Genomic DNA, 12838 nt, shown 5'->3' with positions numbered 1-12838 from the left:
CCCGGTCAGTCCAGCAGGCGTTCGCGCAGGTGTTCGCGGGCGGTCAGGGTGAGGGCGAGGCCCTGCTCCAGGTAGGTCTCCACATCGCCCCAGGTCTGCTCGATGGTCTCGAACGCCGCCAGCAGGTACTCGGCGCGGGCGTCGAAGAGCGGGCTGAGCAGCTCCATGACCTCGGGGGTGTAGGCGGTCTCCGCGCTGCCGCTGCGGCGGACCTTGTAGCGCCGGTGCTTGGCGTTGGACTCCAGGTAGTCGGCGACGATCGCGTCGCGCTCCACCCCCAGCGCGAGAAGTGTCACAGCTATCGAGATGCCCGCGCGGTCCTTGCCCGCCGCGCAGTGCATGAGCGCAGGCACGCTGTCCTCGGTGAGGGCGCGCAGCACCCGGGAGTGCTCGGCGGTGCGCTCCTTGACGATCGACCGGTACGAGGCGACCATCCGGGCCGCCCCCTTGCCGTCGTCGAGGATCCCGCGCAGCTGGTCCAGGTCGCCGTCGCGGACCATCTTCCAGAACTCGGCGCCGTCCGCCGGGTCGCTCAGCGGCAGGTTCACATTCCGCACGCCGGGCAGCTCGACGTCCGGGCCCTCCAGCTTCTGGTCGGCGGCGTTGCGGAAGTCGAAGATCGTGTGCAGGCCCAGGGAGGCGAGGAAGGCGGCGTCGCCCTCGGTGGCGTGCGCCAGGTGCCCGCTGCGGAACAGCACCCCCTGCCGCACCCGGCGGCCGTCCACGGTCGGCAGCCCGCCCACATCACGGAAATTGCGCACTCCGGCCAGATCCGGCTCGGTCGACGGGACCTGCTGCGTCACGGGGGCTCCTCCCGGTAGGACCCCGCCGTCGCGGCTCGTCGGCGGGCGCTCTGTCGACCATACGACATCGGTTTCCTCGGGCAAGGAGTTGTCCACAGGCATTGTCACCAGGGAGCGCGAGCCTGATGATGTTGGCACTTGAGCGGATCTGTTGAGCCCTGTGAGGTTTCTGTGGTGGACATCGCCGAAGACGGTCGTACCTGGCTCCTCTCGGGGCCCACCAGCAGTTATGCCCTGCATCTCACCGACGAGGACGAGCTGCTCCATCTGCACTGGGGGCCACGCATCACGCTCGCGGACGCACAGGCCCTGGCCAAGGACCCGCTGCCGGGCTACTGGCCCTTCGAGTCCCCGCTCGACGGCCGCGAGGAGTACCCGGTCGAGGGCGGCCCCCGCTTCGTCCGCCCCGCCCTGTCCGTGCGCACCGACGAGCGCCGCGGCACCGAGTGGAGCTTCCGGGCGCAGGAGGCGGAGGCCGGCGAGCTGCGGCTGCGCTTCGACGACGACGGCATCGCCGTCACCCTGCACTACCGGATGCGCGGTGACGTCGTCGAGCGCTGGGTCACCGTGGCGAACGGCGGGGACGCGCGCGTGGAGCTGCTGCGCGCCGACGCGGCCACCTGGACCCTGCCCGACCGCGACGGCTGGCGGCTGTCCCAGCTGCACGGCCGCTGGGCCGCCGAGTCCCGCCTCACCACCGCCCCGCTCACCTACGGCGAGAAGGTCATCGGCAGCCGCCGCGGCCACACCGGCCACCAGCACCTGCCCTGGGTGGCCCTCGACACCGACGCCACCGAGGAGCGCGGCGAGGTCTACGGCTGCGCGCTCGGCTGGTCCGGTTCCTGGCGTATCGCGGTCGCCCAACTCCCGGACGCGCGCGTGCAGATCACCGGCGGCGCCGGCTACGACGACTCGGGCCTGCTGCTCCTTCAGCCGGGGGAGTCGTACACCACCCCCGTCTTCGCGGGCCTGTGGAGCGACGGCGGCTTCGGCGGCGCGAGCCGCACCTGGCACGCCTACCAGCGCGCGTACGTCATCCCGGACGCCGAGCGGGACCGGCCGGTGCTCTTCAACTCCTGGGAGGCGACGAACTTCGCCATCTCCGAGGAGCAGCAGCTCGCCCTCGCCCGCCGGGCCGCCGACATCGGCGTGGAGCTGTTCGTGGTGGACGACGGCTGGTTCGGCGCCCGCACCAGCGACCGCGCCGGGCTCGGCGACTGGACCCCCAACCCCGACCGCTTCCCGCAGGGCCTGAAGCCGCTGGCCGACCAGGTGCACGGCCTCGGTATGCGGTTCGGCATCTGGGTCGAGCCCGAGATGGTCAACGCGGACAGCGACCTGTACCGCGCGCACCCCGACTGGGTGCAGTACCAGCCGGGGCGGAAGCGCACGGAACTGCGCAACCAGCTCGTCCTCAACCTCGCCCGCGAGGACGTCCAGGAGTACCTCTGGGAGCAGTTGGACACCCTGCTCTCCAGCGCGCCGATCGACTATGTGAAGTGGGACTTCAACCGCTGCTTCACCGACGCCGGCTGGCCCGGCGAGCCGTACCCGCAGCGCCTGTGGGTGGACCACGTCCGCGCCCTGTACGCCCTGCTGGACCGGCTCCGGGCGGCCCACCCGGGCGTCGCCTTCGAGTCCTGCTCGGGCGGCGGCGGGCGGATCGACCTCGGGGTGCTCGGCCGCACCGACCAGGTGTGGACCTCCGACAACACCGACCCGCTCGACCGGCTCGCCATCCAGCACGGCTTCACCCAGATCCATCCCGCCCGGGTCATGGCCGCCTGGGTCACCGACAGCCCGAACACCCAGCTCAACGGCCGGGTCAGCACGCTGCGCTTCCGCTTCGTCAGCGCCATGGCGGGTGTCCTCGGAGTCGGCGGCGACCTCACCGAGTGGACCGACGAGGAACTGGCCGAGGGCCGCCGGTGGGTCCAGCTCTACAAAGAGATCCGCCCGGTCGTCCAGCACGGCGAGCTGTACCGGCTGCGGCCCCCGGCCGGCGGCCTGAGCGCCGTCCAGTACGTCGGGGAGCAGGAGATCGTGGTCCTCGCCTGGCTCCAGGCGCAGAGCTACGGCGAGCCGGTCCCGGCGCTGCGGCTGCGCGGACTCGACCCGACGGCATCGTACGAATGCCACGAAACGGGTGAAGTCCACCGGGGTGCCGTCCTGCTGCACCACGGGCTGCGCACCGGACTCAAGGGTGACCTGGATGCGACGGTGCTCCGACTGCGCCGCATGGGCTGAAGGCCTTCAACCCGCCTGAGGTCAGCCCTATTCCTGATTCGCAAACTATTTAAGGGTGTCTCTTCTCACCGTTCGTCAACCCCTCCTTACGGTCGCGTAGGTCACACCGGAAGGTGAATCATGGTGCTTCGTGGTAGACGATTCGAAGAATGACAACAGATCAGTGATCGGGTCGTACGTGGCGGTGGGGGACAGCTTCACCGAGGGCGTCGGCGATCCCGGGCCCGACGGGGCGTTTGTGGGCTGGGCGGACCGGTTCGCGGTACTGCTCGCCGACCGGCGGCCCGAGGGGGACTTCAAGTACACGAATCTCGCGGTCCGCGGGAAGCTGCTCGACCAGATCGTGCAGGACCAGCTCCCGCAGGCCGTCGAACTCGCCCCGGACCTGGTGTCCTTCTGTGCGGGCGGCAACGACATCATCCGCCCCGGCACCGACCCGGACGAGGTGGCCGAGCGCTTCGAGCGGGCCTTGGCCCAGCTCACCGAGGCCGCGGGCACGGTCATGGTGACGACCGGCTTCGACACCCGTGGCGTTCCCGTGCTCAAGCATCTGCGCGGCAAGATCGCCACGTACAACGGGCACGTCCGTGCCATCGCGGACCGGTACGGCTGCCCCGTGCTCGACCTGTGGTCCCTGAAGTCCGTGCAGGACCGCAGGGCCTGGGACAGCGACCGGCTCCACCTCTCGCCCGAGGGGCACACACGCGTGGCGCTGCGCGCAGGCCAGGCCCTCGGCCTTCAGATCCCGGCCGACCCCGAGCAGCCGTGGCCTCCGCTGCCGCCCCGGGGCACCCTGGACATCCGCCGCGACGACGTCCACTGGGCCCGTGAGTACCTCGTCCCGTGGATCGGCCGCCGCCTGCGCGGTGAGTCCTCCGGCGACCACGTCACGGCCAAGGGCACCCTGTCGCCCGACGACATCAAGCACCGCATCGCCTCGGTGGCCTGACCCACACCCCGTGCCCCGCACCGCGCACCATTCGATGCGGGGCACGGCGGCGTGCGGTACCGGCGGAACCTGCTGACGCCGGTCCGGGCGCCCCCCCAGGGGCGCGAGAAACCGCGACGCACCCGCAGCCGCACGCCTCGCAGGCGCCGTCGCGGACGGGCGCGGCCTAGCGTTCCGTCAACGCCTTCCGGTCCAGGCCCAGTTCCCGGGCGAGCGTGTCGTCGACCCACTCCTGCGCGCGCGTTCGCGGCACCGCGCCCGAGTACGACGTCAGCTGCACGGCCAGCCCGTCCAGCAGCGCCGTCAGCCGCAGCGCGGCACCGGCCGGGTCGGCGCACGCGAACTCGCCCGCCGCCACGCCCTCGGCGATGACCTCGGTGATCGCCGCCTTCCACTGCCTGTCCAGGTCCCGGGTGACCTCCCGCAGGGCGGGTTCGCGCAGGGCCACGGCCCAGCCCTCGATCCACAGCCGCCAGCCCTTGGCCTGCCCGGTCGGCGCGTACCAGCGCACCGCGGCCCGCAGCCGGCGCAGTGCGGACGTCCGCCGGCCCAGCAGCTTGCGCAGGTGCGCGAGATCGCCCTCGGCCGCATGGGCGAACGCGGCCCCGACCAGCTTCTCCTTCGTCGAGAAGTGGTACAGCACCAGCGCGTTGCTCACCCCGAGCACCGCGGCCACGTCGGCGATCCTGACCGCCGCCACGCCCCGCGCCTCGATCTGCCCGATAGCGGCCCGCAGCAGTTCCTCCCGCCGCTCGGCCACGCTCAACCGCACTCTCGCCACGCGGTCACCCTAATCCGTGGCTCACGCCGGCGCCGAAGGAACCCGGTTCCTTCGGCCTTCGCAGCCGCGGCGGGCCCCGTCACCGGTGCCACCCGAAGCGGTCCGCGATCACCGGCAGTCGGTCGGTCACCAGGGCGTGGGCGGCCGCGCGCGGGGTCGTGCCGTCGGCGCGCGCACGGTCGAGCATCAGCTCGACCAGGGCCCGCATGGAGCGCCGGATGTGCGCGAACGCCTCGTCGGCGTCGGCACCGATGTCGCCGAACAGGGTCCACCACCACCAGGCGTTCGTCCCGGAGTTGACCACCACGTCGGGCAGCACGGTCACTCCGCGCGCGGCCAGCAGTGCCTCCGCCTCGGGCAGTACGGGCATGTTGGCGGCCTCGACGATCCAGCGCGCGCGGATCCGTTCCTGGTCGGCGGTGTCGATGGCGTACGACACGGCCGCGGGCACGAGCACCTCCGCGTCGGCGGACAGCCAGGCGTCGCCGGGCAGTTCGCGGTCGCCGGGGCGCAGGGCACGCCGGTCGACGGTGCCGTGACCGTCCCGCGCGGCCAGCAGCTCCTCGACGTCCAGCCCTGCCGGATGGGCGATCGTGCCCTTGATGTCGGCGACCGCCACGACCGTCAGCCCCGCGCGCGCGAGGAACCGCGCCGTGGCCCCACCCATCGTGCCGAGCCCCTGCACAGCCACGCGCGTGCCCGAGTACGGCACGGCCGCCCGGTCCAGCGCCGCGAGCACGGACTCGGCGACCCCGCAGCCGCCGGCCAGCTCGCCCAGGCCGATGCCGTCCACCTCGAGCGCGAAGGCGTCCGCGAGCCGCTTGCGGGCCGCCGCCTCGTCGTCCAGCAGCGGGTACACCGCCTGGACGGAGGAGACCAGGCCCGCCTCGGCTGCCGCGCGGTCGATCAGATCCTGGGTGAGGCCGAGGTCCTCGCCGGTGGTCCAGCAGCTCTCGATGTACGGCCGCATGGCGCGCAGATAGCGCACGAGCAGTCCGTACGCCCGCGGATCCCGGGGATCGCAGTCGATGCCGCCCTTGGCGCCGCCGAGCGGGACGTAACGGGCCTCGGGGTCGTAGTGCAGGGCCTCCTTCATCGTCATGCCGCGGGCGAGCCCCGTCACCTCATCCAGGGTGCAGCCGGGGCGCATCCGCAGCCCGCCGCTGGCCACACCGCGCACCAGCCGGTCCACGACCAGGAAGCCCTGACAGCCGGTGACGTGGTCGGTCCACACGAGCGACATCAGGGGAGCGTGGGCGGTCATGGTGACTCCAAGGGGCCGCGGACAGTCGTCAGGGGAGCGACGGGTGAGGGTCGGGGCAAGGGGCGGGGAGGGCCGGGGCAAGGGCGGGCGGAGGTTTACTGAATCGCGGGTCAGTCTGCGGAGCCGGTGCGCACCCTGTCAACGTGCTGAACGGAGGTTCAGTAGCACAGCTCGTGTGCGCACGGGCACCCCGGCGGTCCCGGGCTGTCGGAGGGGCCGACCATAATGGAGGGCCTCACCCACTCCACCGGGAGGTACCGTGACCGGATTGCGTTCCTCGAGCTCCGGGCTCCGCGCGCTGCGGCCGACGGCGTTCGGCGCGGACCCGGGCGGTGAGCGCCTGGCACGCATCCGCCGCTCCCCCCACTTCAAGGACGGCGTCTTCCAGAACCCGGGAGGTGCGGCGCGCACCCGGCCCTCCGGTTCCACGCTGGACCTCGCGAAGGTGTTCCTCGACAAGGACACCCGGCCGCTGCGCGCCCCGAGAGGCACCGTCCCGGTGCATCCCACGACCTTCGCCGACCTGGCCAAGCCGCCCGCCACGGGACTGCGGCTGACCTGGATGGGGCATTCCAGCGTCCTCGCGGAGATCGACGGCCACCGGGTGCTGTTCGACCCCGTCTGGGGCGAGCGCTGCTCCCCGTTCCCCTTCGCCGGCCCCAAGCGGCTGCACCCCGTACCGCTGCCGCTCGCCGCGCTCGGCCCCGTCGACGTGGTAGTCATCTCGCACGACCACTACGACCACCTGGACCTGCCCACCATCAAGGCGCTGGCCGGCACGGACACCCTCTTCGCCGTGCCGCTCGGCGTGGGCGCCCACCTGGAGCACTGGGGCGTCTCCCCCGACCGGCTGCGCGAGCTGGACTGGCACGAGTCCACCAGGATCGGCGGGCTCACCCTCACCGCCACCCCGGCCCGCCACTTCTGCGGCCGCGGCCTGCGCAACACCCAGCACACCCTCTGGGCGTCCTGGTCCGTCGCCGGCGAGGAGCACCGGATCTACCACAGCGGGGACACGGGCTATTTCGACGGCTTCAAGGACATCGGCGCGGCCCACGGGCCGTTCGACGCCACGATGATCCAGATCGGGGCCTACAGCGAGTTCTGGCCCGACATCCACATGACTCCGGAGGAGGGCTTGCGGGCCCACCTGGACCTGCAGGGCGGGGCCCCGCACGGCGTGCTGCTGCCGATCCACTGGGGCACCTTCAACCTCGCCCCGCACCCCTGGGCCGAGCCGGGGGAGTGGACGAAGGAGTCGGCCGAGGAGGCCGGCCAGGCGGTGGCCCTGCCCCGGCCCGGCGAGCCCTTCGAGCCCGCGGGCAAGCTCCCGGCGGAGGCGTGGTGGCGTGGCGTGTCGGGAGAGGTCCGGCGCACCTGGCGCTCGGTCGGCGCGTTCGTCGCCGAGCCGCCGAAGCGGGGCTGACGGCTTCCTCGACGCGATCAGGCGCATCAGGACGACGTCAGGCGCATCGGGACGAGGCCAGGCGCATCAGGGAGCCGATCATGCTTCCCCTGTGCGCTGTCGTGCGCCCTGCGTGCGTTCGATGCGTGGACGGGCGTGACGCAAACCCCGCACCGCCCGGGCCGTGAATTGCTCTGCTGTGCGCATGACGCAGAGCTGGTACACCGACGACCGCGCGCCGTTCCTCGACACTCTGCCGGAAGCTCTCCGAGCCGGCCTTCGGCGACTCGGCAGCCGGCGCCACTACGCACCTCGCGACGCCCTGATCAGTGAGGGCGAGACCACGTGCGACCTCATGCTGTTGCACGAGGGGATCGTCAAGGTCACCGTCCGCTCGGACGGCGGCCGCCCGAAGCTGATGGACATCCGGATCGCCGGGGACGTCGTGGGAGAGATGGCGGCCACCGATCGCAAGCCCAGGTCCGCCACGGTCACCGCGTGCGGCGACGTCGTCGCCACCGTGATCCCGCAGGACGACCTGCGGCGTTTTCTGTCTGCCACCCCCGAGGCATGGCAGGCGTACTGCGGGTTGTTCAGCAGCCGCCTGCGGCGGGCCAACCGCCGGTTTCTGGACTTCGCCGGGTACCCGGTCAGGGTGCGCCTGGCCCGCGTGCTCGTGGAGCTGGCCGAGTCGTACGGACGTCGCGGCGGGTGGGGGGAGTTGCTGATCGACGTGAACCTCACGCAGGACGAGTTCGCGGCGCTCGCCGGCTCGACCCGGGACACCGTGCAGAAGGAACTGGCGCAGCTGCGCCGGGACGGGCTCATCCGCACCGGTTCCCGGCACACCTGCATCCGTGACCTCCGACGGCTGCGCGAGACAGCCCGGCTCGGCTAGCAGACCGTCGCCCCCGCCGCCAGAAGTCCGCGTCAATGCGGACTTCTCGATGCTTCCTGCCGCCGTCCGCACAGTGGGCATGCACCGCACCCCGCCCACCGAAGCCAGGTGACAGGAGTCGTCATGAACATCCATCCCCATGCGCCACGGGACACCGCCGGTCCCCAGCACAGGCTGTGCCTCGCGGCCGACGTGGAGCAGTACAGCCGCCTCGACACCCTGGCCCAGTCCGTCGTCCAGGCCGATCTCGTACGCGTCCTGGACGAGGCCGCCGGGCTGGCCGGCCTGCACCGCGCGGACTGGGCCCGTCAGCCGCAGGGAGACCAGGAGTTCGCCGTACTGCCCGCGCACACGAGGCAGGACATCGTGCTGGGCTCGTTCGTGCGCCACCTGGCGGCCCGTCTGGCCGCCGTGAACGCCCGCCGCACCACCCGCCTGAGGGTGCGGCTCGCGGTGGACTCGGGCGTGGTGGCGGACGCTGCCCTCGGCCACGCCGGGCCCGCGCCCGTCGCGGTGGCGCGCTATCTGAACGCGCCGCAGACGAAGTCCGTCCTCGCGGCCCTCGCCTCGACGGATCTGGTCATGATCGTCTCCGACCGGCTGTACCAGGACGTCGTACGGCTCGGGCAACCCGGTCTCGACCCGCGTCAGTACGTCAAGGTGCACGTCGAGGTGAAGGAGTTCGGCGGCTACGGCTGGCTCCACGTGCCCGGCCACGGCCCGGAGCGGCTACGGCCGCTCGTCGCGGGGCCCGGCCGGGAGCCGTCCCCGGACACGCCGGCGACCGACGGGACGAGCCGTACCGCGGTCTCCCAGAGCCCTACGACCGCCTCCCAGAGCCGCACCACGGTCTCCGAGAGGCCTGCCACGGTCTCCCAGCACATCCACGGCGATGGTGTCGCCGTGGGCGGAGACGTCACCGGCGGTGTCACCGTGGGGCTGCCGCCCGCCCCGCGGTCCGGCGGCCCCCACCACGCCCGATGACGGCGCTGTTCGACGCCTCGCCCTTGCCCGACGGCGACGGCGACGGCGACAGCGACGGTGGCGATGACGACGGCGGCGGGCCGGCGCAGTGCGCGGGCCACGGCGTGAACGTCGGCCGCAACGTCTACGGCGGCATCGGCATCCACATCCACACGGCACCCACCACCGCCCCGCCGGTACAGCGGCGGCACCGGCAGGCGAGCCCGGTCTCGGCGGCGCGGCACGCGTACGTGCTCGCGCGGCTGGCCGCCCTGTCCCGCGCCTGCGGGCGGGCGATGGCGGCCATGTCGGCACTCGGCCCGACGCGGCCGGACAGGAGGCAACGATGACATCGTCGGAATCCCCGAGCCTGTTCGACGCCGTCGCGCGGAGTCTGGCCGCGCCCGGCGCCGACGGGCGGTTGTGCCTCACCGTACCCGTCGGTGACCGGACGTCACACCTGTCCCCGCAGCAGGCCAGGGCCGCGCTGTACGGGTCTCGGGCCGACCGGACGCTGTGGACGGCGATCTGGCGGCAGGCCGTCGTGGAGGCCCAGCGGTCCAAGGATGGGGACGGAGGTTACCGGCTCCTCGCCGTGTGGCTCGCGCTCCCTGGGCTGTATCGGTCCTGGCACCGGATCAGGCGGCAACTGCCCGTCGAGCGGGCCGATCTCGAGGCGGAGATCGCGCTCGCCGTGCTCGAAGCCCTGGACGCGGCGGATCCGTGCCATCCGGATCCCGGCGGCCGCATCCTCGGGCACGCCGCGAACCGGATGTGGGCCGCCGTGAGCAGCCGCAGGCATGAGGTCCCGGTCGCGGATGTGGCGGCGGCCGCGGCCGCCCGGTATCCCGGAGCCGGGCCGGAGGCGGACCCCGGCGGGCACTGGGACCTGCACATCACGCCTCCGCCGCGGTGTGACGGACTGTCGGCGACGCTCCGCTTCGTCGACGCGGGCACCCGGCGGGAGGGCGAGCGGCTCGGTGCGCTCGCCCACAGCGCCGGGCTCGCTCACCTCGTGTTCCGGGCCCGGCGGCATGCGGAGGCGTACCGTATCGGCACCCTCGCGCTGCTTCCGTCGGGGAGCCGGCCGTGAGCCCGCGGTCCGGTCCGCCCCTGACCTTCGCGGAGGCCTTCGACCTCCCGCTGAGCGTCGACCTCCGCACGGCCGCCCGCGCGTTGGGCATTTGCCCCGGCACGGCGTACCGGCTGATCCACCTGGGCCTCTTCCCCTGTCCGGTGCTGCGGCTCGGCCACCGCTACCGCATCCCCACGGCGTTCCTCCTGCGGGCCCTCGGCATCGAGGAGAGGCCCGTCTACGCCGTCGACCTCGAAGCCGGCGCCGCGCACGCCGCCCGGCTGCACTCCGCCAACGACCACGCAACGGAGGTTTCCGGATGATCACGACCCTGGCCGTCCGCGACGAGCAGGGCGGCAGCCCCTCCTGCTTCGTCATCGGTCCGATCGGCAACTCCTACGCCCCGCACGGCAGTCCCGAGCGGGAGGCGTACGAGCACCACCTGCGGATCTTCGAGCAGGTGATCGCCCCGGCCTGCGAGAGGCACGGCATCACCCCGCTGCGTGCCGACGGCATCGCGCACGCCGGAGACATCAACGAGCAGATCTGCCGGCATGTCATCCAGTCCGACCTGGTCATCGCCGATGTGAGCGGCGGCAACCCCAACGTCATGTACGAGCTGGGACTGCGCCACATCACCGGCAAACCGACCATCCACATCGGCGAGCACGGGCAGTTGCCCTTCGACATCGCCTCCATCAGGACCATCCACTACCACCCCTCCCGCAGCGGTCTCGCCGACGCCCGCGGGATCATCGAGAACGCCCTGGAGGTCGGGCTGCGGGACGGCTTCGAACCCCTCACCCCGGCCCGCGTGCTGCGCGGGATCCAGACGGCCGACGGGACACCGGCCCTGCCGGGGAGCGAAGAGGAACAGGGCGAAGAAGCCCCGGGCCTGCTGGACGAGTTCGCCGCGATCGAGGACGGTCTGGAGCAGGTCACCGAGGACATGGACGCGATCGCCAAGGCGATCGAGACGATCGGCGCACTGACCGAGCAGCACGGCGCGGAGATCTCCCAACTCGGCCAGGCCAACGTTCCGATGAGCGCCCGGCTCGCGGCCGTCGCGCGCTACGCCGAGTCGATCGGCGCTCCCGCCGAGGAGCTGAAGGACACGGCGCACGCCTTCGCCGGGCGCATGACCAGCCTGGACAGCGGGGTGCGTGCGGCACTGGGCCTCATCGAGATCACCCCGCGCGACGAATGGGGCGAGGGAACGGAGGAGTTCCTGCGTCAGCTCCTCGGCCTGGAGGCGGCCGCCCAGGAAGGCATGGCGGGCCTCGGCGGGTTCGGCACGGCCGTCGACGGCCTGGTGGGCCTGAGCCGGCACCTGCGCAAGCCCGTGAAGAACATCTCCTCCGCCGTCAGGCAGGTCACCTCGGTGACGGCATGCATCGAGGACTGGGCGGGCGCGGCCCGCACGCTGATCCAGCGCACCGCCGGGTGACACCTGCCCGTCGAGGGCCAAGCCCGCGACCGTCCGGCACGAACCTCATGCCGCCGATCCAAGGCCAAGGCCGACACTCTCGGTGACAATCCGTGAGTGCCGTCGACGTCGGGGGCGGTGGGGTGAAGGAGCGATCGAGTCGGGCGGAAGGCCGGTAGCCGGCGTCCGGCCGGGGCGGTGGGCCGATGCGGTCCGCCGCCCTACGGCTTTTCTTTCTGATCGGTTTTGACCAGGTGGTATCGGTCTCTTTCGGCCCGATCTCGCCTGCCCGACTGGGTTATCGGTCTGTCGTACGACGCTTCATACCAGAGCGGGACGCTCCTCGGGGGACTTTGTCAACTGCCCGCCGCACATGATGCGCAAGCAACTACTGTGAGTGTCCGTCACGTCGCGCGGCCGGGTTCGCCGGTCAAGCCGACGGACACCGCGATGACGCATGCCCGTCTCGCGCACCGCGTGAGAAACAGGCCCGACGGACCAGTACGAGGACGCAGATGTCTCACCTCCGAGCACCGGCCACCCGCGCCGACCGCCGTGAGGGCGGCCGGCACGGGCGACCGGTCGCCCGACCCGCTCCCGCACTGCCCGACATGCACATACGGCCTCAGCTCATGCGGCTCGCCGTGCTGCCGCCCGTCGCGGTCGCGCTCAGCGCCACCGCCACGGTCCTCTTCAGCATCCGCTCCACCGGCGCCCGCACCGGACCCACGCTCTGGGCCGTACTCGCCGGAGCGGTCACCGTGACCGTCGCCGGCATCCTCATCGCCGCCGTGGCCGCCGACCGCGCCGCCCGCGCGGTCTCCGACCGCGTCGAGGCGCTGCGCCGTACCGCCGCGCGCGGCGAGGCCGACCTGCATGCCCTGGTCGACGCGCTGCGTCAGGGGGAGGCCCCGCCACAGCGTTCGGCGCGCCGCCGACTGCCCGAGGACGCCGACGACTTCGAGCTGCTCGCCGCCGACCTGGCCCGGGGGGGGGGGGGGGCCGGGGGCGCCCCCGGCGGCGGCCG

The 12838-nt window shown here is 72.6% G+C and carries 12 protein-coding genes and 1 pseudogene; 10 read left to right on the top strand and 3 right to left on the bottom strand.

Annotated elements, in window-relative coordinates:
• Positions 1–5: 5 nt before the first annotated feature.
• Positions 6–803, bottom strand: a complete 798-nt coding sequence (locus AB0L75_RS00065; RefSeq protein WP_365173172.1) for a tyrosine-protein phosphatase — start codon at positions 801–803, stop codon at positions 6–8.
• Positions 804–974: 171 nt separating this feature from the next.
• Between AB0L75_RS00065 and AB0L75_RS00060 the strand changes: the two genes are divergently transcribed.
• Positions 975–3050 carry an alpha-galactosidase gene (locus tag AB0L75_RS00060; RefSeq protein WP_365173170.1) on the top strand — a complete coding sequence of 692 codons (2076 nt, stop codon included), beginning with the start codon at positions 975–977 and terminating at the stop codon, positions 3048–3050.
• Positions 3051–3213: 163 nt separating this feature from the next.
• The gene (locus AB0L75_RS00055; RefSeq protein WP_365173168.1) at positions 3214–3999 is read left to right on the top strand and encodes an SGNH/GDSL hydrolase family protein; all 786 of its coding nucleotides are present in this window, start codon (positions 3214–3216) and stop codon (positions 3997–3999) included.
• A gap of 166 nt (positions 4000–4165) precedes the next feature.
• Here the strand turns inward: AB0L75_RS00055 and AB0L75_RS00050 are convergent, their stop codons facing one another.
• Both AB0L75_RS00050 and AB0L75_RS00045 read right to left on the bottom strand, forming a co-directional pair.
• On the bottom strand, positions 4166–4780 hold the full coding sequence (locus tag AB0L75_RS00050; RefSeq protein WP_365173165.1) for a TetR/AcrR family transcriptional regulator: 615 nt from the start codon (positions 4778–4780) through the stop codon (positions 4166–4168).
• A 79-nt stretch (positions 4781–4859) separates the two neighbouring features.
• Complete coding sequence (locus tag AB0L75_RS00045) at positions 4860–6044, bottom strand: Glu/Leu/Phe/Val dehydrogenase dimerization domain-containing protein (RefSeq protein WP_365173163.1); 1185 nt, start codon at positions 6042–6044, stop codon at positions 4860–4862.
• A gap of 259 nt (positions 6045–6303) precedes the next feature.
• On the opposite strand from AB0L75_RS00045, the gene AB0L75_RS00040 reads away from it, so the two are divergent.
• The 8 genes and pseudogenes from AB0L75_RS00040 to AB0L75_RS00005 form a co-directional block, all read left to right on the top strand.
• Positions 6304–7470, top strand: coding sequence for an MBL fold metallo-hydrolase (locus AB0L75_RS00040; RefSeq protein ID WP_365173160.1), 1167 nt, complete (start codon positions 6304–6306; stop codon positions 7468–7470).
• A 184-nt stretch (positions 7471–7654) separates the two neighbouring features.
• Positions 7655–8347: a Crp/Fnr family transcriptional regulator gene (locus tag AB0L75_RS00035; RefSeq protein WP_365173157.1), complete on the top strand. Its 693-nt coding sequence runs from the start codon at positions 7655–7657 to the stop codon at positions 8345–8347.
• A 123-nt stretch (positions 8348–8470) separates the two neighbouring features.
• Positions 8471–9331: a hypothetical protein gene (locus AB0L75_RS00030; RefSeq protein WP_365173154.1), complete on the top strand. Its 861-nt coding sequence runs from the start codon at positions 8471–8473 to the stop codon at positions 9329–9331.
• A complete protein-coding gene (locus AB0L75_RS00025) occupies positions 9328–9660 on the top strand; it encodes a hypothetical protein (protein ID WP_365173151.1) in 333 nt (110 codons plus the stop codon). The genes AB0L75_RS00030 and AB0L75_RS00025 overlap by 4 nt, the downstream gene beginning before the upstream one ends.
• Positions 9657–10403, top strand: a complete 747-nt coding sequence (locus AB0L75_RS00020; RefSeq protein ID WP_365173148.1) for a hypothetical protein — start codon at positions 9657–9659, stop codon at positions 10401–10403. The genes AB0L75_RS00025 and AB0L75_RS00020 overlap by 4 nt, the downstream gene beginning before the upstream one ends.
• Positions 10400–10708, top strand: a complete 309-nt coding sequence (locus tag AB0L75_RS00015; RefSeq protein ID WP_365173146.1) for a helix-turn-helix domain-containing protein — start codon at positions 10400–10402, stop codon at positions 10706–10708. Before AB0L75_RS00020 ends, AB0L75_RS00015 begins: the two co-directional genes overlap by 4 nt.
• Positions 10705–11832: a hypothetical protein gene (locus tag AB0L75_RS00010; protein WP_365173141.1), complete on the top strand. Its 1128-nt coding sequence runs from the start codon at positions 10705–10707 to the stop codon at positions 11830–11832. Before AB0L75_RS00015 ends, AB0L75_RS00010 begins: the two co-directional genes overlap by 4 nt.
• A gap of 494 nt (positions 11833–12326) precedes the next feature.
• Positions 12327–12838 (top strand): annotated as a pseudogene (locus AB0L75_RS00005) (ATP-binding protein); the annotation flags it as partial.

The organism is Streptomyces sp. NPDC052101 (assembly GCF_040680235.1).
Taxonomy (GTDB): Bacteria; Actinomycetota; Actinomycetes; order Streptomycetales; family Streptomycetaceae; genus Streptomyces.
This window is presented reverse-complemented; position numbering and strand designations above follow the sequence as displayed.

Excerpts from the sequence above, each read along its gene's own strand:
- AB0L75_RS00045 (WP_365173163.1), bottom strand. The coding sequence starts at position 6,044 with ATGACCGCCCACGCTCCCCTGATGTCGCTCGTGTGGACCGACCACGTC.
- AB0L75_RS00035 (WP_365173157.1), top strand. The coding sequence starts at position 7,655 with ATGACGCAGAGCTGGTACACCGACGACCGCGCGCCGTTCCTCGACACT.
- AB0L75_RS00030 (WP_365173154.1), top strand. The coding sequence starts at position 8,471 with ATGAACATCCATCCCCATGCGCCACGGGACACCGCCGGTCCCCAGCAC.
- AB0L75_RS00025 (WP_365173151.1), top strand. The coding sequence starts at position 9,328 with ATGACGGCGCTGTTCGACGCCTCGCCCTTGCCCGACGGCGACGGCGAC.
- AB0L75_RS00020 (WP_365173148.1), top strand. The coding sequence starts at position 9,657 with ATGACATCGTCGGAATCCCCGAGCCTGTTCGACGCCGTCGCGCGGAGT.
- AB0L75_RS00010 (WP_365173141.1), top strand. The coding sequence starts at position 10,705 with ATGATCACGACCCTGGCCGTCCGCGACGAGCAGGGCGGCAGCCCCTCC.